Annotated in this window: 13 protein-coding genes; 6 read left to right on the forward strand and 7 right to left on the reverse strand. The window is 72.7% G+C overall.

The genetic code is table 11. From position 1 onward, the window contains the following. Positions 1–5: 5 nt before the first annotated feature. The 3 genes from FNH04_RS12605 to FNH04_RS12615 all read left to right on the forward strand — a co-directional run bounded on the left by FNH04_RS12605 (position 6) and on the right by FNH04_RS12615 (position 4,578). A complete protein-coding gene (locus FNH04_RS12605; RefSeq protein WP_152783524.1) occupies positions 6–1,505 on the forward strand; it encodes an ABC transporter substrate-binding protein in 1,500 nt (499 codons plus the stop codon). Positions 1,506–1,804: 299 nt separating this feature from the next. Continuing rightward, a complete protein-coding gene (locus FNH04_RS12610; RefSeq protein ID WP_152783522.1) occupies positions 1,805–3,274 on the forward strand; it encodes an ABC transporter permease subunit in 1,470 nt (489 codons plus the stop codon). Next, positions 3,271–4,578: an MDR family MFS transporter gene (locus FNH04_RS12615; RefSeq protein ID WP_152783498.1), complete on the forward strand. Its 1,308-nt coding sequence runs from the start codon at positions 3,271–3,273 to the stop codon at positions 4,576–4,578. The genes FNH04_RS12610 and FNH04_RS12615 overlap by 4 nt, the downstream gene beginning before the upstream one ends. On the opposite strand, the gene FNH04_RS12620 is transcribed toward FNH04_RS12615, so the two are convergent. Further along, positions 4,518–5,015, reverse strand: a complete 498-nt coding sequence (locus FNH04_RS12620; protein ID WP_152783500.1) for a methyltransferase family protein — start codon at positions 5,013–5,015, stop codon at positions 4,518–4,520. The two genes, FNH04_RS12615 and FNH04_RS12620, sit on opposite strands and share 61 nt — an antisense overlap. Positions 5,016–5,221: 206 nt before the next feature. Here FNH04_RS12620 and FNH04_RS12625 point away from each other — a divergent pair, with 206 nt between their 5' ends. Together FNH04_RS12625 and FNH04_RS12630 are read left to right on the forward strand one after the other, a co-directional pair. Then, positions 5,222–5,524, forward strand: a complete 303-nt coding sequence (locus tag FNH04_RS12625) for a trypco2 family protein (protein ID WP_152783502.1) — start codon at positions 5,222–5,224, stop codon at positions 5,522–5,524. 14 nt (positions 5,525–5,538) lie between these two features. Next, on the forward strand, positions 5,539–8,226 hold the full coding sequence (locus FNH04_RS12630; protein ID WP_152783504.1) for a tetratricopeptide repeat protein: 2,688 nt from the start codon (positions 5,539–5,541) through the stop codon (positions 8,224–8,226). A gap of 21 nt (positions 8,227–8,247) precedes the next feature. On the opposite strand, the gene FNH04_RS12635 is transcribed toward FNH04_RS12630, so the two are convergent. The 5 genes from FNH04_RS12635 to FNH04_RS12655 all read right to left on the reverse strand — a co-directional run bounded on the left by FNH04_RS12635 (position 8,248) and on the right by FNH04_RS12655 (position 15,351). Beyond that, a complete protein-coding gene (locus FNH04_RS12635; RefSeq protein ID WP_152783506.1) occupies positions 8,248–11,076 on the reverse strand; it encodes an NHLP bacteriocin export ABC transporter permease/ATPase subunit in 2,829 nt (942 codons plus the stop codon). A gap of 1 nt (position 11,077) precedes the next feature. Next, a complete protein-coding gene (locus FNH04_RS12640) occupies positions 11,078–13,285 on the reverse strand; it encodes an NHLP family bacteriocin export ABC transporter peptidase/permease/ATPase subunit (protein ID WP_322722980.1) in 2,208 nt (735 codons plus the stop codon). 38 nt (positions 13,286–13,323) lie between these two features. Beyond that, positions 13,324–14,130 (reverse strand): HlyD family efflux transporter periplasmic adaptor subunit, encoded by an 807-nt coding sequence (locus tag FNH04_RS12645; protein WP_322722977.1) that lies wholly within the window; start codon positions 14,128–14,130, stop codon positions 13,324–13,326. A 100-nt stretch (positions 14,131–14,230) separates the two neighbouring features. Then, the gene (locus FNH04_RS12650) at positions 14,231–14,446 is read right to left on the reverse strand and encodes a type A2 lantipeptide (RefSeq protein ID WP_152783510.1); all 216 of its coding nucleotides are present in this window, start codon (positions 14,444–14,446) and stop codon (positions 14,231–14,233) included. A gap of 491 nt (positions 14,447–14,937) precedes the next feature. Beyond that, positions 14,938–15,351 (reverse strand): PaaI family thioesterase, encoded by a 414-nt coding sequence (locus tag FNH04_RS12655; RefSeq protein ID WP_152783512.1) that lies wholly within the window; start codon positions 15,349–15,351, stop codon positions 14,938–14,940. A 117-nt stretch (positions 15,352–15,468) separates the two neighbouring features. Between FNH04_RS12655 and FNH04_RS12660 the strand changes: the two genes are divergently transcribed. Beyond that, positions 15,469–16,845 (forward strand): S1 family peptidase, encoded by a 1,377-nt coding sequence (locus FNH04_RS12660; RefSeq protein WP_194236649.1) that lies wholly within the window; start codon positions 15,469–15,471, stop codon positions 16,843–16,845. A gap of 141 nt (positions 16,846–16,986) precedes the next feature. Here the strand turns inward: FNH04_RS12660 and FNH04_RS12665 are convergent, their stop codons facing one another. Beyond that, positions 16,987–19,170, reverse strand: coding sequence for a PP2C family protein-serine/threonine phosphatase (locus FNH04_RS12665; RefSeq protein ID WP_152783514.1), 2,184 nt, complete (start codon positions 19,168–19,170; stop codon positions 16,987–16,989). Between the last annotated feature and the right edge of the window lie 109 nt (positions 19,171–19,279).

Consider the following 19,279-nt stretch of genomic DNA (forward strand, 5'->3'; position numbering starts at 1 on the left):
GGACCATGCGCTCCGTCCCCCGGCGCCGGCTGCTCGCCGGCCTGCTGCTCACCCCCGCCCTGACCGGCTGCTTCGCCTCCGGCGGCGACGCGTCCGGAGAGGGTTCCGCGGACGGCTCCCGCCTCCGCGTCGCCCTCGCCTTCCCGCCCGCCGAGAACCTCTCCCCGTACGGCGCCGACGCGACCCTCCTCAGCCGGCTCGGCGTCACCGAGGGCCTCACCGGACTGGACGCCAACGGCTCGGCGGCCCCCGCGCTCGCCGAGTCCTGGACCCGCGAGAACGAACGGACCTGGCTGTTCACCCTCCGCGAGGCGACCTTCCAGGACGGCACGGAGGTCACCCCGGCCGCCGTCGCCACCGCACTCACCCGCGCGACCGAGGCGGAACCCGTACCCGCCGCCCTCTCCGGCGTCACGCTGAAGGCGACCGGGGCCGGCGGAAGCAAGGTGCGCGTCACCACCGAGGACCCCGACCCCGCCCTGCCGCTGCGCCTGTCGAGCCCCGGGCTCGCGGTCCTCTCGCCCAAGGCGTACGGCAAGGGGAGCGGGAAGGCCGACCCCGTGGGCACCGCCACGGGCCCCTTCGAACTCACCAAGGTCACCGGCACCACCGCCGCCACCCTCGACCGCCACGACGACCACTGGGGCGGACGCGCCCAGGCCTCCGGCATCGACGCCCGGTTCATATCCGACGGCACGGCCCGCACCAACGCCCTGCGCACCGGACAGGTCGACATCGCCGAGGCGGTCCCCGTCTCCCAGGCGGCCGCACTGGACCAGGGCACCCGCCACGAGACGCCCACCACCCGCACCACCAGCCTCCTCCTCAACACCGGCAAAGGCGCCTTCAAGGACCCGGCGCTCCGGTCCGCCGCACGGGAGGCCGTCGACACCTCCGTCCTCGCCAAGGACGTGTACGAGGGGTACGCCGACCCGGGCGCCGGCGTCTTCGGGCCCGCCGTCACCTGGGCCGCCGACAAGCGCGTCAAGCCCGAGGGACGCGCCGGGGCCGCCGATCCGGACGGCACTTCGGTGACCGTGGCCACGTACGACAACCGGCCCGAGCTGCCCGAGGTCGCCCAGGTCCTCCAACAGCAGCTGGAGAAGGCCGGATTCAAGGTGAAGCTCGAAGTGCGCGAGTACTCGCGGCTGGAGAGCGACGCCCTGGCGGGGAAGTTCGACGCCTTCGTCGCCGCCCGCAACACCCTTCTCGACACCGGCGACCCGGTGTCCGTCCTCGCCAGTGACCACGCCTGCGACGGCGGCTACAACCTCGCGCTGCTCTGCGACAAGGGCGTGGACAAGGCCGTTTCCAAGGCCGAGGGCATGTCCGACACCGCCGAGCGGCAGCAGGCGGCGATGGACGCGGAGGCCGCGATCCTGGGGACGGACGCCCTGGTGCCCCTGGTCCACCAGCAGATCATCACGGGCGTCGGCACCGGCGTACGGGGAGTGGTCCTCGACCCGTACGAGCGCACGCTCATCGGCACGGGGACACGACGCTGAGCCGCACACTCTGGCGGGCCCTGCTCGCCGCGGCCCTGCTCTGCGGCATCGGTCTGCTGCCGTGGCTGTCGCGCACCGACCCGGCGCTCACCGTCCTCAAGGCCCGCTCGGCCGAACGCACCCCCACCCCCGAGGTGCTGGCGGCCGTGCGCGGGCAACTCGGCCTGGACGCCGGACCGTCGCGCATCCTGGGCGACTGGCTCTCGGGCCTCGCACGCGGTGACGCGGGGCGGTCCTGGATCTCCGGGGACGAGGTGGGCCCCGGAATCGTCCAGGCCCTCGGTGTCTCGCTGCTGCTCATGGCCGTCGCGCTCGTGGTCACGGTGGCCACGGCGGCGGCGGTCACCGCCCGCACGCTGTGGCTGGGCTCGCGCCGCCGCCTCGGCGAGCGCGGGGGAGGAGGTGCCGCATCAGCGGTGCTGGCCGCGCTGCCCGAGTTCCTCACCGCCTCCGTGCTGGCCGCCGTGGTCGGCGTCCACCTCGGCTGGCTGCCCGCCCTCGGCTGGTACGGGCCCCGCTGGACGCTGCTCCCCGCACTCGCCCTGGGCCTGCCCGCGGGAGCGCTGCTCGGCCGCATGCTCGACGACACGCTGCCGGGCGCCTTCGCCGAGCCCTGGGCGCCGGCCGCCGCGGCACGGGGCGTCCCCGCACGCTCGGTCGCCCGGCAGGCGCTGCGCCGCTGTGTGCCCGGACTCCTGCCGAACCTCGGCCTGTTCGCCGTCGGCCTCACCGGTGGCGCGGTCGCCGTGGAGCAGATCTTCGACATCCCGGGACTGGGCCGCACCACCCTCCAGGCCGCGATCGCCCAGGACCTGCCCGTCCTCCAGGCCGGCACGCTCGCCCTCGTCCTGCTGGCCGCCGTCGCCGCGGCGCTCGCCCGGCTCACCGCCCGCCTGCTCATCGGCCCGGCCCTGCGCGACAACGCCCTCCGGTCCCTGCACCGGCCCACGCGTCCCGCGCCCAGGACGACGCCGCTGCTGTACGGTGCGGTCCTGATCGGCGTCATCGCGTGCGGCCTGGCCCGCGACCCGCTGGTCCTGGACACCGGTGCCCGGCTCCAACCCCCCTCCTGGACCCACCCGTTCGGCACCGACGCGCTCGGCCGCGACGTGCTCGCCCGCATCGGGCACGGGGCGTTCGGCACGCTCGCCCTCGCCGTGGCGATCAGTGCCGCCGCCCTTCTCACCGGCGTCCTGCTCGGCCTGCTGCCCCGGCTGTCCGGGCCGCTCGTCGACACCGTCAACGCCGTACCGCCCGTCCTCGCGGGCCTGCTGACGGCCGGAGTGGCCGGAAGCGGCCCCGCGACACCCGCCCTCGCGGTCGCCGCCGTCGCCTGGGCCCCGCTCGCCGCACACACCACCGCCCTCCTCGAACAGGAGCGGGCCACCACGCATGTGACGGCCACGAAGGCCCTGGGCGCGGACCGGTTCCACCTGCTCCGGCGCGCACTCCTGCCCGCCGTACTGCCCCCGGTCACCCGCCACGCCCTGCTCCGGCTGCCCTCCGTGGCCCTCGCCCTGACCGCTCTCGGCTTCCTCGGCCTCGGCACCCGGCCACCGGACCCCGAATGGGGCCTGCTCCTCGCCGAGAACCAGCCGTACGTCGAACGCGCCCCCTGGGCCGTACTCGCCCCCGCCGCCGTGCTCGCCCTTCTCGGGGCGCTGGCGGTCACGGCGGCGGGCGGGGTGCGGCTGCCCCGGCCGCGTACCCCGGCCGCGGTACGACGGCCGAAGCCCGCCACAGCGACCACACTCGGGAAAACCGGATGACGACCCAGCCACCGACACCCACACCCACACCGACGCAGACCACGACCGGAGGGCGCCGCCGCACCTGGACGCGGCTGAACCCCCTCCTGCGGCTGCTGATCCTCACCCAGCTCGCCTTCAACATCGGGTTCTTCGCCGTACTGCCCTTCCTGGCCGAGCACCTCGGCACCGCGATCGGCATGGCGGGCTGGATGGTCGGCTTCGTCCTCGGGCTGCGCACCTTCAGCCAGCAGGGCCTGTTCGTGGTGGGCGGCGCCCTGGCCGACCGGTACGGCGTACGGCCCGTGGTGCTCGTGGGCTGCGTACTGCGGATCGCCGGGTTCCTGTGGCTCGGACACGCCGAGGAGTCCTGGGCGGTCATCGGCGCCGTCCTGCTCATCGGCTTCGCCGCCGCCCTGTTCTCCCCGGCCGTCGAGTCCGAAGTGGCCCGACAGGCGGTCGTCTGGGAGGAGGCGGGCGGAGGCTCCCGCACCAGCGTGCTGGCCCTGTTCACGGTGGCGGGACAGGCCGGCGCCTTCGTCGGCCCCCTCATCGGCGCGCTGCTGCTCGAGGTGGACTTCCGCACGGTGTGCCTGACCGGCGCCGGGGTCTTCGTCCTCGTCCTGGCCGGGCACGCCCGGCTGCTGCCGCAGCACATACCCGGCCGGGCGCGCGTGAAGGCCCGGGGAGGCCTGCGCGGGCTCGCCCGCAACCGCCGCTTCCTCGCGCTGTGCTGCGCGTACGGCGCCTATCTGCTGGCGTACAACCAGCTGTATCTGATCCTCCCCGACGAGGTGGAGCGCGCGGCCGGCTCACAGGCGCCGCTGGCCTGGCTGTTCGCGCTGTCCTCGCTGCTCGTGGTGACCGCCCAGCTGCCCGTCACCAACTGGGCCGCGCACCGGCTCGACCTGCGCCGCTCCATGGCGGCCGGACTGCTGCTGATCGCCGCCGGGTTCGCGGTCGTCGCGGTGGCCCGGCCCGCCGGATGGACGGGAGCCACGGGCCTGCTGCCCGCGGCGGGCTTCGTCGTCCTGCTCACCCTCGGCCAGATGCTCGTCGCGCCCGCCGCCCGCGCCTGGGTGCCCGACCTCGCCGAGGACGGACGCCTCGGCCTCTACACGGGCGCGCTGTCCTCCGTCTCCGGCCTGATCGTCCTGATCGGCAGCTCGGCCACGGGCTCCCTCCTGGACACCGGACTCCCGCCGGCGGTGCCGTGGCTGGTCCTGGCCGCGATCCCGGTCGCGTCGCTGCTGCTCCTGCCGCGTCACTCCGGCCCGCGCCAGGGACGCGGCCGGGGCCACCAGCCGGGCACGGCCCGCCGGTAGCGCTCGTACTCCTCACCGAACCGCCGCGCCAGCGCCGGCTCCTCGTACCCCCTCGCGAACGCCCACATCCCCAGCCCGGCAAGCGCGCCGTAGGCCAACAGCACCGGCCGTGCCAGCAGCAGAGCCTGCCCCGCGATCACGGCGACGACCGCGACGTACATCGGATTGCGCACATACCGGTAGAGCCCGCCCACGACGAGGTGCTCGGTGGGCGCGACGGGGGCGGGCGTGCCCAGCCCCTCCACCACGAACCGTACGAACGCGGACGACAGCACCACGGCGCCCGCCACCAGCGGCACGATCCCCAGCCCCCGCAAGGGGGGCCACCAGTCCCCGGCCCGCCACCCGGTCAGCCACCACGGCACCAGCACGGCCACCGTGCCCGGCACACACGCGAGGAACACCGAACTGCCTACGGCCGCCGCGGATCTGCGCATACCACCACCATGGGCGCCGTACGGCGGGCCGTGAACCCACCACGCGGCATTATCACGGCACGCACCGCGCCGCGGGCGTTCCCGGGATTCCCGCGTGACCTGCCATCCGCGTGGGAATACTCGTCCCGCCCGGCGGGGGAGGTGTCTCCGGTCGGCGGCCGCTCGGCGCCGTGCCGACGCGGAACACGGACACGGGGGACAGCACAGTGGGGAACCTTGGGCTCGCCGAGACCATCGCCGCCTTGCGGAAGGAACTGGCCGAGGCCGTCGCCGCCGGCTCGGACGCGGATCTCCGCTTCGGTGTCGGCGAGGTGCAACTGGAGCTGAGCGTCGGAGTCACACACCAGGCGACAGGCACGAGCCGCGCCAAGTTCTGGGTGCTGGAACTCGGCGGCGACGGACAGTACCGCAGGGAGGAGATCCAGCGGGTCCTGATCACGCTGGAGGCACCGACCGACCGTACGGGACGGCCGGTGCGCGTCACGCGTGAATTCCCCGCCGGGCAGTGACGCCGGAGACCCGGATGACGGCGGAGACGGCCCCCACCGGGCGCGCGGTGGAAGTGATCCGCAGATGGCGGGACGGAGCATGGAGTGTCGGCTCCGGCTGTCTCGTCGGCGGCCGGCTGATCCTCACCGCCGCGCACAACGTGCTCGGCGACGGCCGCGGCACCGTGCGGATCAGCGTACGGCGCCGGGAGGAGTTCGACCTGGCGGCGGACATCCTCGCCGCGGATCCCGATCAGGACCTCGCCGTGCTGCGGGTCGCCGACCACCCTGCCCTGGCCGACGTCTCCACCGTGCGGTACGCGCGCGTCGACCGCGGACGGACCGAACGGGTCACGTGCTGGGCGCTGGGCTACCCCGCCTGGAAGGAGCACCCCCGGGAAGGCACCGACGTGCCCCTGCGCGACAGCTCCCAGATCAACGGATTCATCGCACCGGGCTCCAACCTGCGACGCGGCCTTCTGGAGTTCCGCACGGACTCCACGCCGCGCGGGACGGCCGGGGGAGAGGACTCGCAGTGGCACGGCATGTCCGGGGCGGTCGTCTTCAGCGACGACGCGGGAACCGACCCCGCCGCGGTGGGTGTCATCACCGAGCACCACCTGCCCGAGGGCTCCTCCACCCTGACCGTGACACCCCTGACCGGGCTGATCGCCCTGGGCGAGGACACGCCGTGGTGGTGGGACCTGGGGGTGGGCAACTGGATCGACCTGCCCCGTCCCCGCACCGGGAACGGACAGCCCGCGACCCGGCACATGAAACTGCGCCGGGCCGCCACCGACTTCACCGACCGCGCACGCGCGATCGTGCGGGCCAGCGCCCTGCTCACCGACCAACTGGCCGACAGCGCCCCGGTCGTGGTCCTGCACGGCATGGCCGGCGTCGGCAAGACCGAGCTCGCCACCCAGATCGCCCACCGCCTCGCCCCCACCTTCCGGCACGCCCGCATCCAGGTCGACCTCGGCGGCACGGGCTTCGAGGTGTCCACCGACGCCGCCATGATCCAGATCCTCCAGGCGTTCGGGCTGAAGGGCGACGACCTGCCGCCCGACGCCCCGGGCCGCCAGAGAGTGGTGCAGGACCTGCTGCGGGGCGGGCCGAGTCTGCTCGTCCTGGACAACGTGGCCGAGGTGCCCAAGATCGTCCCACTGCTGCCCACCGCGCCGGGCAGCGCCGCCCTCCTCACCAGCCGCTCGGCCCTGCCCTCCGTCAAGGGGGCGGACCGGGTCGAGGTCGAGCCGCTGCCCGATGTGGAAGCCCTGCGGCTGTTCGAGCGGATCGTGGGCGCCAAGCGGGTCGCCCGGGAACGCGACGCCGCTCACACCATCGTTACCCTTCTGGGAGGACTGCCCCTGGCCATCTGCATCACCGGAGCCAACCTGATCGCCCCCTCCCAGAGCAGGCGGCCCCTGGGCGTGCACGCGGAGCTGCTGGCCGACGAACGGCAGCGCATCTCGCAGCTGGAGGGCCAACTGGACGGCGAGGACATCGGCGTACGCAGCAGTTTCGAGGTCAGCTACCGGGCCCTCAGGGAGGACACCCGCCGCCTGTTCCGGTACCTCGGCCTGCTCGCCGGAGCGGACTTCGTGTCCGAACTGGCGGCGGTCTGCGCAGGCATCGGACCGGAGGACGCCCAGCGGCTGCTCGGCGAACTGGCCGACCGGCAGCTCGTCGAGGTCGGCGGCTCCACCGGTGAGCGCTACCGGCTGCACGACCTGCTGCGCCTGTACGCCAGGGAGCATGCCGAGCGCACCGAACCGGCGGCGGACCGGCAGGCGGCCGTGCGGCGCTCACTGGACTGGTACGCGACCCGGATGGCCACCTGGATGAGCCGTCCGGGAGCCCACGAACTCCCGCCCGCCGACGCCGTCGACTGGTTCGCGGAGGAACACCTCAACGTCCGGGCCACCATCCGCCGCGCGTACGAGACCCAGGAGTGGGACCTGGTGCTCAGCATGGCGGAATCGCTCTACGGCCTCCTCTTCAACCGCAGCCACTGGGAGGAGATGGAGTCCGTCAAGGCCATGGCGGTGGAGGCGGCCCGCACACGGCACGACGAGAGCGCGGAGTTGGGCTCCCTCATCCATCTCGCCGAGGCGCGCCGGGCCCTCGGCCGCCACGAGGCGGCCGAACTGTACGCGCGGGCCCTGGAGATCGCCAGGGGGAGGGGCGACCAGGACAAGGAGGGCTGGATCCTGACGCACTTCGGCGACTTCCAGTGCGATCTGCATCGCCCCGGGGACGGGCTGCGCCGGTACGCCGAGGCCCGGGCCATCTACCGGCAGCGCGGCGACAAGGGCGCCGAGATCTGGCTCGCCGCCCACATGGCCGACGCCTACCGGCAACTGGAGCGGCACGAGGAGGCGGCACGCGTCCTGACCGACGCCCTGGAGGAGAGCCGACGCCGCGGCGACCCGGCGGAGATCGTGTGGTGCCAGTGGCATCTGGCCCTGGTGCACGACGAGATGGGCCGGTACGCCGACGCCGAGGAGGTCCTCGCGCCGGCCGTCGAGTTCCACCGGACCCGCGGTGACCGGGCGGGGCTCGCCACCATGCTCAAGATCCTGGGAGACATCCACCTCCACGCCGGCCGGCCCGCCCTCGCCCGGGAGGCCTACGGCGAGGCGCTGGAGCTGGTCCGCTCCCTCGACGTGCCACGACGGGTGGCAGAGCTGGAGGCGGCCCTGGAGCGTGTCCCCGGTTGACCCGGCCCCCGGCTCGCTCCGTCAGGCCATCTGCCGCCGCACCAGCTCGTGCAGCCGGCCACCCGTGTCCGCCAGAAGCTGCGCCGGAGGCCCCTGCTGGGCCACCCTGCCGTCCTCCATCACGATGACGCGGTCGGCGTCCAGCACCGTGGACAGGCGGTGGGCGATGACGACACGGGTGGCGTTGAGGGCCCGGGTGCTCTCGATGACCTTGCGCTGGGTCTCGTTGTCGAGGGCACTGGTGGCCTCGTCGAAGAAGAGGATGCGCGGCCGCCGGATCAGCGCCTGGGCGATCATCAGCCGCTGGCGCTGACCGCCGGAGACGGCACCGCTGCCCTGCACGATGGTGTGCAGACCCATCGGCATCCGCTTGATGTCCTCGGCCAGCCCCGCCATCTCGGCCGCCGCCATCGCCTCCTCGGGCGTGTACGGCTCCGCTCCGCAGATGACGTCCAGGATGGAGCCGGTGAACGGCTGCGCGTGCTGGAGCACGACCCCGCACTGGCGGCGCACGGCCGACTGGTCGAGGGCCGCCAGGTCCTGGCCGTCGTACAGGACGCTCCCCGAGACCGGCTTGTCGAAGCCGATCAGGAGCCGCAGCAGCGTGGACTTGCCGCAGCCGCTGGGGCCGACGATCGCCACGAACTCACCCGCGCCGATCCGGAAGGACACGTCGTCGAGGACCAGGGGGCCGTCGTCGGCGTACCGGAAGGACAGCCGACGCGCCTCGATGGCACCGGACAGCACACCCGGCCGGGTGTTCGCCGTACGCACCTCGGGCGCCGCCTCCAGTACCGGCTTGATCTCCTCGAACAGCGGCAGCGCCGACACCACCGACACGAACGCGCCGGTCAGCTGGGTGACCGAGGTCAGCAGCATGGTCACCGAGGTGCTGAAGGTGAGGAAGGCGGCCGCCGACATCGAGCCGCGCGCCGGACCGGCCAGCAGCATGAACATCACCAGCGTGACCAGCGGCAGATACACGGCGCCCAGCACGGCGGTGAGGTTCTTGACGCGACCGGCCTTCTGCTGGAGCTCCCGGCTGCGTGCGAACTCGCCCGCCCAGGCCGCGTACGCGTAGTTCTCGGCCGCCGCGACCCGCAGCTTCGGCAGCCCGCGCAGGGTCTGGAACGCCCGGTTGTTCAGCTTGTTGCCGAGCACCACGAGCCGCCGCTGCCAGCGCACCTGCCACAGCCCCAGGCCCAGGAACACCGCGGCGATGACCACGAGCATGCCGATCGCGGCCAGCGCCATGGGCACGCTGTACCAGAGCAGCAGCGCCAGGTTCACCGCGCCGACCGTCACGGACTGGGCGACGACCGGACCGACGCCCGCCAGCAGCCTGCGGATCGAGCTGATGCCCATGGCCGCGCTGGCCAGTTCGCCCGTGGAGCGCGAGGTGAAGAACTTCGTCGGCAGTCTCAGCAGCCGGTCCCACACGGCCGGCTGCAGCGTGGCCTCGATCCGGCCCTCCAGGCGCAGGATCGTGAGGTTCTGCAGCAGCAGGAACGCCGCCGACACCACACTCGCCACGATGATCGCGAGGCACACCTGCACGATCAGGTTCTCCTGCGCCTTCGGCACGTAGACGCCGAGCACCTTGCCCGTGGCGATCGGCACCAGCGCGCTCAGCGCGACCGTCACCAGTCCGCTCACCGCCAGGTTGCCCAGGTCGCCGCCGGTGCCCTGGAGACTGAACCGCATCAGCCGCAGCGGGCTCAGCGTCCGCTCGGGCAGCGGACGGTAGAACATCACCGCGCGCGGCTCGAACTCCGTCGCGTTCGCCTTCTCGATCGGCGTCTCGCGTCCCGACGACGGCTGTACGGCCACATAGCCGCCCCGCCGCCACAGCAGCGCGACCGGTGCGCCCGACAGGGACCGGTGGCCCACCAGCGGGCCGACGTTCTCCCGCCACCAGCGCCCGGTGAGCCGTACGGCGCGGGTACGCACCCGCGAGGCGAGCGCGATCCGCTCCACCGGGTCGAGCCGGTCGCTCTCCGTGCCGCTCTGCGCGGGCTCGGAGAGGGCGATCCCGGCCGCGCGGGCGACCAGCTCGCAGGCCGCGTACGTGGCGTCGGCGTCCGCCGCCGTCGTGCGCCGCGCCGACGACGGCTTGCCGATCGAGGCCAGCAGCGTCCGGTCCGCCTGGGCGCGCACCGCCTCGCCCGCCTTGATCCCGGCGGCCGTACGGTCCTCGTGGGTGCGCTCCAGCTGCTCGATCCACCGGTCCAGGGTGGCGAGCAGCCGGTACTGCTGGTCGACCATGCCCTGCCAGACCCCGGGGTCCATCAGCAGGTCGGCCGCCGCCTCGGCGCCGTACAGGGAGCCGTACTGGACGCTGCCCGGGGGCACCTGCATCCAGAAGACGTCGTCGTCAGTGAGCGCCGCCGCGTTCTCTGTGGCCATGGGCGCCTGGAAGAGGATCGACAGGCTCCGGCCGACGCCCAGGGCGAGCGCGTACTCCAACGGGCTCGTCGTCGGCGGCACGTACTGCGCGTTGCCGTACTCGTCGTACGACCAGCTCGCCGTGTCGACCGGCTGGTACAGCTCGCGCAGTCCGATACGGCGCACCACGCAGTCGCGCAACGGCCGGGCCACCAGCGTGTGCTGAGGCCCGGCGACCGGGCCGAGCAGCAGGGAACCCGCCTCCAGCCGACCGAGATGGTGCCAGTGGCCCTGCTCCCCGGCGTCGACCGCGAACAGGTCGAGCGCGCCCGACGCCACCAGCCACAGAACCTGCGGGCCCTCCAGATCGAGGCGGCTGTACCCGCTGCAGTCGATCGGCGTGCCCATCCCGCCGAGCGCGCCGAGGACCACGTCGCCCTCGTGCCCTTCCTGAACGGCTCTCATCTCACCGCTCCCTGACCAGCGCGGCGTACGCGCCGCCGCGCGCGACGAGGTCCTCGTGCCGCCCGCGCTCCACGATCGTGCCGTGCTGGAGCACCACGATCTCGTCGCTGTCGCGGACCGTGCTCAGCCGGTGCGCGATCACCACGCAGGCGCAGCCGCGCTTGCGCAGGTTGTCCATGACGACCAGCTCGGTCTCCGCGTCCAGCGCGCTCGTCACCTCGTCGAGGACGAGGATGCTGGGCCTGCGCACCAGGGCCCGGGCGATCTCCAGGCGCTGCCGCTGCCCGCCGGAGAAGTTCCGCCCGTCCTGCTCGACCCTGCTGTGGATGCCGCCGGGCCTGCGCGTCACGACGTCGTACAGCGCCGCGTCCTCCAGCGCGGTCACGACCGCGTCGTCCGGTATCGACGGGTCCCACAGCGCCACGTTGTCGCGGACCGTGCCCTCGAAGAGGAACACGTCCTGGTCGACGAAGGAGACGGAGGCGGCCAGCGCACCGCGCGGAATGTCCTCGAGCCGCTGCCCGTCGATGCGGATCACGCCCTCCCACGGCGCGTACAGGCCCGCGATCAGCCGGGACACCGTCGACTTGCCGCTGCCCGAGCCGCCGACCAGCGCCACCTGCTGTCCCGGGCCGACCGTCAGGTCGAAGCCGGTCAGCAGCGGCTTGTCGAGCGGGCTGTAGCCGAACGTGATGTTCTCCAGCTCGACATGACCGTGCAGCCGGCGCGTTGACTCCGTCGCGCCGCGGCGGGCGTACAGCGGGTCCACCTGGAAGTTCTCGACGTCCTTCAGCCGGGCCACGTCGGCCGCGAAGTCCTGGATACGGCCCGCGACACCGTTCAGCCGCGTCAGCGGCGCGGTGAAGCGGGTCACCAGCGCCTGGAACGCGACCAGCAGCCCGACCGAGATATGGCCCTCGACGGCCCGCATCCCGCCGATCCACAGGATCAGCGCGCTGTTCAGGGTCGCCAGGGTCGGTGCCACCACGCCCAGCCAGGCGCTCGGCACCCCGAGGCGCTGCTGCTCCTCCAGGGTGGTGGCGTGCTGTCCGGCCCACTTGCGGAAATAGCCGTCCTCGCCGCCGGTCGCCTTCATCGTCTCGATCAGCTGCAGGCCGGTGTACGAGGTGTTGGTCAGCCGGGCGCTGTCGGCGCGCAGTTTCGCCGTACGGGTGGCGCGCAGCCGGATGACCACCCGCATCGCCACCACGTTGAGCAGGGCCACGCCGATGCCCACGAAGGTCAGCTGCGGGTCGTAGGTGTAGAGCAGCACCGCGTAGAGCACGACCACGACCGCGTCCACGCCCGCCGCCGCGAGGTCGCGGGCCAGGGTCTCGGCCACCGCGTCGTTCGACTGGAGCCGCTGGACGAGGTCGGCCGGGCTGCGCTGGGCGAAGAACGTGACCGGCAGGCGCAGCAGATGGCGCAGGAAGCGGGCGCTCGAGAGGGTCGAGGAGATGATGCGGCCGCGCAGGAGGTTGGCCTGCTGCAACCAGGTCAGGATCACCGTGAGCAGCACCGAGGCGCCCATCGACGCGAACAGCACGCCCAGCAGGGACGTCTGGCCGCCGATCAGGAACATGTCGATGTAGGTGCGGCTCAGCGCGGGCACCGCCGCGCCGACCGCCACCAGCAGCAGGCTGGCCAGCACGGCGGTGGGCATCGTGCCCGACGTACCGCGCAGCCGGGCCGGCATGGCGCCGAGCACGCCGGGTTTGCGCCCGCCCCGCTCGAAGTCCTCGCCCGGTTCCATGACGAGGACGACCCCGGTGAAGCTGGAGTCGAAGTCCTCCATGGGCACGAACCGGCGGCCCTTGCCCGGGTCGTTGACGTACACGCCACGGCGGCCGAAGCGGCGGCCCATGCCGTCGTAGACGACGTAGTGGTTGAACTCCCAGAACAGGATGGCCGGCGCCTTGACCTCGGCGAGCGCGGCCAGGTCCATCTGCATGCCCTTGGCCGTCAGACCGTAACTCCGCGCCGCCTTGAGCAGGTTGCTCGCGCGCGAGCCGTCACGGGAGACGCCGCACGCGATGCGCAGCTCCTCCAGGGGGATGTGCCGTCCGTAGTGGGCGAGCACCATGGCGAGCGAGGCGGCACCGCACTCCACGGCCTCCATCTGGAGGACGGTGGGCGTGCGGACGGCCCTCTGCCTCCGCTTCGGCCTGGGCGCGGGGCGTTTCGACGGGGCCTTGCGCCTGCCGCGCACGGGTGGGGGAGCGGTCTCCCGGGACACGCGGGAGGCGCTCACGGCAGCAGCCAATCGATCGGACGCTGATCTGCCATACGGATCGAACCCGAGGCCATGGTCATGGAGGTGAGCTTGTACGGCGGTCCGTCCTGCGAGGACCACGCGTAGCCGGAGTCGGTGCCGGACGCGCGGTCCAGGCGCACGAGTACGGCCACCGGCCGGCCCTTCCTGGTGAACTGCTCGCCCAGCTGGCTGTCGCCGAGGAACGCGCTGATCGACTGCGGGGTCTGGGCGGTGCGGTCCACGGACTTCACATGGCCGCGCAGCACGCCGTACTGCTGGGTGGGCACCGACTGGACGGTGAGGTCCACCGAGGCGTCCTCGGGGATCATGGAGGCGTCGGCGGCGGGCACGTACACCGTCGCGTACAGCGGGTCGCCCGCTTCGGCGACCTTCTCGACGGCCGCGACATCGGCGCCGGTGGAGATGATCTGGCCGATCTGTGCGGCCAGCGCGGTGACCCGGCCCGCGGCGACGGCCCGTACGACCGTCTCGCCCTGCTCGGTGCGGACCTTGAGGACGGGTGCCCTGGCGGCGATCCGCTCGCCCTGCTCGGCGAGGATCTCGGTGACCTGGCCGGCGACGGGGCTCTGCAGGACGTAACTGCCCTGCCCGTGCGTCAGGACGGCGGGCGCGCCGACCGTGGACGCCACCGAACCGGTGACGGCCCACACGGACGCGGCGGCCATCGCGATCACCGTCACCGCGAGCACGAGCCAGCCCTGGGGGCGGGCGAAGCGCACCGGGAGGTCGAGCTCCTCGGGCGACTGCAGCTTGGCGAGGGCCTGTTGGCGGAACTGCACGGACTTCCCTCACCTGGGCCGGGTCCTACAGGGGTTTTGCGGCACCCGAGAGTCCCGGAACCGGCGAACGGCTCCGGGACTCAGAGGCAACGAGGCGCGATCAGAGACCGGCGACCAGGTTGGTGACCGGAGCGGTGTCCAGGCCGGTGGTGCCCTCAACGGTGTTGACGACCTGGTCGACGGTCGAGGAGACCGGCACGATGCCGTCAACGGTGCTGGTGAGGGTGTTGACCGCGTTCACGGACAGACCGCCGGAGACGGCGTCGAGGGCGGCGTCCGAGATCTCGGCGGTCTCAACGCGGGGGGTGGAGTTCATGTGGGAACTTCCCTTCGTATGGATATTCATAAGGGGGAGAGCGGCCCCCTTCTGGAACAGACGGTCGGCCGCCACGCGGCGTCGGCACCGGCTCCCGGGGAACCTTCGGGCGACTGCCGCGGTGCGATGGATCAAAGCACGGTGGCGCTCCGCGCTTCCAATCAACGACGGCCCTCACCAGGGAAGTTGACGTCGGGAAGGGCGTAATGGTGCAGGCCCGCACACGCAGCGGTGGCCACTTCTTCACACCGCGCGCGGCATCGTTGCATCACCGTCACGGCCGCCGGGAAAACGAACGGGACACTCCCGCCACAAAGGCGCGGCACGCGGCGGACCCCTGTGCGGATCCGCCGCGTGCCGTGACTTGGTTGCGCATTCGATGTGGAGATTCGCCGAAGCCGGGATTCGGCGCCGCGTGATGAACGGTCAGCTACCGGTAGGTAGCTGACCGTTCATCACGCGGGGACGTCCGTACGTCAGGGGGAGCCCGGTCACCCCAGGAGCGCGTACACGGCGCTCGCCCGCGCCGCGATCTCCTCCGAGCCCTCCGCGGTCATCGTGATGTCGGCGAAGGCCATCCGGCGGCCGAGCTTCGTGAGGACGGCCTCCACCGTGACGTTCGCTTCCGTGACGGCTCGCTGGAAGCTGGTCGACTGCTGAACCGTCGTCATGGGGACGAAGGCGCCGCGTGCCGCGGACACCGCGATCACCGTCGCCGTGTCGGCCGCGGCCATCAGTGCCTGACCCGACAGGGCACCCCCCTCACGGGCCAGCCGATCGGACCACGGCAGTCGCAGCACCGCCCCACGCTCACTCAACTCCTGTACGGAAAGCCCCAGTTCAAGGACCCATGGGGCGAAGTTGGCGGAAAGGATCTTCTCGGCCTCGGCGAGAGTCAGGTTCATGAATTGATTCTTCCCACCGTTGAACACCCCACGCGACACGTGCGTATTCACAGGCATCCAGGCGCCCCAGTCACTGCCGGACGGTGGCCCTGGCCCCCGTCCCCAGGAGGTTCAGAGTTGAGTCACAAACGCACACCCAAGCGCAAGGCTGTCATCGCGGCAGGAAGCGTGGTGGCGCTCGGAGCGGCCGCACTGATTATCCCGAACGCTATGGCGGGACAGTCCGAGGACAACAACACCGCCGCAGCCCCGAAGACGTTCACGGCGGCCGACGTCCCGGACGTGGCCTCGCAGCTCGAAGAACTGCTCGGTGGCGCGTTCGCCGGTTCGTACTACGACGGTGACAAGCAGCAGATCATCATCAACGTGGTCGGCGACAACAGCCAGGTGATCCAGCAGATCGAGTCCGTCGGCGCCGTTGCCAACGAGGTCGAGAACAGCACCGAGGACATCAAGACCGCCGAGGCGACGCTGAAGGCGGACGCGTCGATCCCGGGCACCGCCTGGGCCGTCGACCCGAAGACCAACGAGATCCGTGTCACCGCCGACTCCACCGTCACTGGTGACACGTGGAACAGACTGCAGTCGACGGTCAAGTCGCTCGGCGAGGGCATGGCCACCGTCAAGAAGTCCGAGGGCACCTTCAAGACCTTCGCCGAGGGCGGTGACGCCATCTTCGGTGGCGGTGCGCGCTGCTCGCTCGGCTTCAACGTCACCAACTCCGAGGGCAACCCCGCCTTCCTGACCGCCGGTCACTGCGGTGTCGCCGCCGCAGAGTGGTCGGAGGAGGAGAACGGCGCTCCGATCGGCACGGTCGACGCGGAGACGGCCACGTTCCCGGGCGAGGGAGACTTCGCGCTGGTCAACTACGACGACCCGGCCACCCAGGCGGCCAGCACCGTGGACACCGGCGACGGCAACCAGGTGGAGATAACCCAGGTCGGCGAGGCCACGGTCGGCCAGCCGGTCATCCGCATGGGCTCCACCACCGGCCTCAACGAGGGCGAGGTCACGGGCCTCAACGCCACGGTCAACTACCCGGAGGGCACGGTCACCGGGCTCATCCAGACCAACGTCTGTGCCGAGCCGGGCGACAGCGGCGGCTCCCTGTTCACCGCGGACGGCGCCGCCATCGGTCTGACCTCCGGCGGCAGTGGCGACTGCACCGTCGGCGGCGAGACCTTCTTCCAGCCCGTCAGCACCGCCCTTGAGGCGACCGGCGCGACCCTCGGCGAGGGCGGCGCGGCCGGCGGCGAGCAGGGCGCCGGTGAGGAGCAGGGCGCCGGTCAGGAAGAGGGCGCGGGCGGCGAAGAGGCCGGCGCCGGTGAGGAAGCGGGCGCTGGTGACCAGGCCGGTGCCGGTGAGGAAGCCGGTGTCGGCGAGGAAGCCGGTGCGGGCGAGCAGGCCGGTGCCGGTCAGGAAGAGGGCATCGGCAACGAGCAGGAAGAAGAGGCCGCGGAGGACGACGGCGGGATCAGCATCACCATCCCCTGACCCGGGCGTCTTCAGCTCCCTGAGCCGCTGACCCGGCGTTACAGCGGTTCCGACCGGGCAGCGCAACGGTCCGGCCCTCCGGCGGGAGGGCCGGACCGCTCTGTGTCGTGGCGGGATACGACCCGTCAGGGCCGGGGCCGCTCAGTCCCCGGGCACCCGCAACAGCAGCAGCGCCACGTCGTCCAGCCGTTCCCTCGCCGTGGCGCTGTCCCGCACGAGGCCGTCGGCGAGAGCGTCCAGCGGCCGGTCCCCGGTCTCGGCGAGCCGTTCGGCGAGGTCGGCCAGGGAGTCCTCGATGTCGACGCCCGGGGACTCGATGAGCCCGTCGGTGTAGAGGGCGAGCAGCGTGCCCGGCGCGAGCGCGATCCCGGTCCCCGGGTACGCGGCGGACGCGTCGACCCCCAGGAGCGGCCCGCCGGCCGGCTCGACCACCCGCACCTTTCCGTCCGGCCCGCGCAGCAGCGGCGGCGGATGGCCCGCGCGGGCCATGACCGCCGACCCGGCCGCCGGATCGAGGCGCAGATACAGACAGCTGGCGAACAGATCGCTGCCGAGGTCGATGAGCATCCGGTTGGTGCTCCGCATGACCTCCTCCGGCGCCTGCCCCACGGCCGTGTACGCGCGTACGGCCGTACGGAGCTGCCCCATCAGACCCGCCGCCGTCACGTTGTGCCCCTGCACGTCACCGATCACGGCGGCCGCCTGCTCCTGCGCGGGCACCAGATCGTAGAAGTCCCCGCCGATCTCCATGCCCTGAGTGGCCGGCAGATAGCGGGCCGCCGTCTCGATACCCGGGAGCGAGGGCAGTGAGGGCGGCAGCAGGGCGGCCTGCAGACCATGGGCCACCTGGTGCTTCACGTCGTAGAGGAGGGCCCGGCCCAGCGCCAGGGCGATCAGGCCGCTGAGGCTGGTCAGTACGGCGCGTTCCTCCGTGGGGAACGGATGCGGCTCCGCGTACGCGAACACACAGACGCCCACCGGCCGTCCGGAGGCCACCAGCGGCAGAAACGCCCACGCCGCCATACCGTCCTCCATCCGCGGCTGTGCCGGATACAGCCGTTCGAGCTCCTCACGGGACCGGAGGAAGGCGGGCACCCCGCTGGTCAGCGCGCGGGTACCGGGAGTCCGCGCCCTGAGCGGCAGTCCGTCGAAGCGCTCAACGACCTGCGGGTCCGGGTACCCCCGCAGACCGAGCACGTGCAGGCGCCCGCCCCGTGAGCCGAGCAGGGCCACGGCCTGGCTGCCGACGGCCGGCGCGATCTCGCCCGCGACCAGCCGCACCACGTCCCGCACGCCCACCGCCTCGGTCAGCGCACCCGTCAGGCTCACCACCTGCGACAGCGTCATCAGGGAGGGGCCGCCGTCGCCGGGCTGCCGCCCGGATCGGCCCATCTCGGCGACAGCGCGGGCCGGGGAGATCCGCACGCTCAGTCCGTCCGGCCCCGGATACATCCGGAACGAGAGCCAGTCGCCGGGAGGCTTCAGCGCCGCGAACGACGTCACATGCCGGCTGATCAGCGCGGCCCGGTAGCGGTCCTCGTAGACGGGATCGTTGAGCCAGGGCACCGACTCCCACAGCTCGACGCCCAGCAGACCGTTCACCGGGACACCGAGCAGTTCGGCCGCCGCCGGGTTGGCGAAGGAGACCCTCCCGTGCAGATCGAGCGAGCACAGCCCGTACGGCAGCCGCGCCACCATCCGTGTCGCCTCCATCGAGCCGAGCGTCCCGGGCGTCACGCTCGCGGCCGGCGTCGCGAGCAGATCGGGCTCGGGTCCGACCGGGTCGCCCCCCTGCGTGGCCCGGTCCAGCCTCAGCGCGAGCCGGCCGCAGGCCCCGGTGAGCAGGCCGCGCTCCGGCTCCGACAGGTCGTGCGCGTGCGAGCCGGGCCACGTGACGAACACCGAGCCGTACACGGTGTCCTGCGTGGCCACCGGAACGGCGGCCAGGGCGAAGGGGTACGGCAGCGCCATGGCGATGTTCGGGTAGCTGCGGGCCATCTCCTCCTCGCCGCTCACCCAGACCAGCCGCCGTTCCCGTACGGCGTCGGCGACCGGGACGTGGGCGTTCAGCCCCACCCGCTCCCACGGCGCGGCGAATGCGCGGGGCAGCCCCGCCATGACCGCCATCTCCAGGACCGGCTCGCCGGGCGCCCGCAGATACACGGCGCCGGAGTGGGCGTCCACCGCGTCCATCATCGAGGCCAGCGCCAGCGACAGCAGCGGCCGCCCCGCCGGTGGCGTGACGGCGGACGACGCCTGCCCGGACGCCTGCCCCTCGGACACGGCGACCACCTCCTCGCCCGGCCGGGCCACGGCTTCCCGCATCACCAAGGCTCCCTCGCGACCGCCCCGCGCGCACGGCGAGCGACGCGGCATCCGTCTCCGGCGGACCCGGCGCCCCGGGACGGTCCCCGGCCCGCCGTGCCCCGGCCCT

It is taken from the genome of Streptomyces phyllanthi, from assembly GCF_009377205.1.
In the GTDB taxonomy this organism is placed as follows: domain Bacteria; phylum Actinomycetota; class Actinomycetes; order Streptomycetales; family Streptomycetaceae; genus Streptomyces; species Streptomyces phyllanthi.

Coding starts and splice junctions, on each gene's coding strand:
- FNH04_RS12605 (WP_152783524.1), top strand. CDS start 6: ATGCGCTCCGTCCCCCGGCGCCGGCTGCTCGCCGGCCTGCTGCTCACC.
- FNH04_RS12610 (WP_152783522.1), top strand. CDS start 1,805: ATGGCCGTCGCGCTCGTGGTCACGGTGGCCACGGCGGCGGCGGTCACC.
- FNH04_RS12615 (WP_152783498.1), top strand. CDS start 3,271: ATGACGACCCAGCCACCGACACCCACACCCACACCGACGCAGACCACG.
- FNH04_RS12620 (WP_152783500.1), bottom strand. CDS start 5,015: ATGCGCAGATCCGCGGCGGCCGTAGGCAGTTCGGTGTTCCTCGCGTGT.
- FNH04_RS12630 (WP_152783504.1), top strand. CDS start 5,539: ATGACGGCGGAGACGGCCCCCACCGGGCGCGCGGTGGAAGTGATCCGC.
- FNH04_RS12635 (WP_152783506.1), bottom strand. CDS start 11,076: ATGAGAGCCGTTCAGGAAGGGCACGAGGGCGACGTGGTCCTCGGCGCG.
- FNH04_RS12650 (WP_152783510.1), bottom strand. CDS start 14,446: ATGAACTCCACCCCCCGCGTTGAGACCGCCGAGATCTCGGACGCCGCC.
- FNH04_RS12655 (WP_152783512.1), bottom strand. CDS start 15,351: ATGAACCTGACTCTCGCCGAGGCCGAGAAGATCCTTTCCGCCAACTTC.
- FNH04_RS12665 (WP_152783514.1), bottom strand. CDS start 19,170: ATGCGGGAAGCCGTGGCCCGGCCGGGCGAGGAGGTGGTCGCCGTGTCC.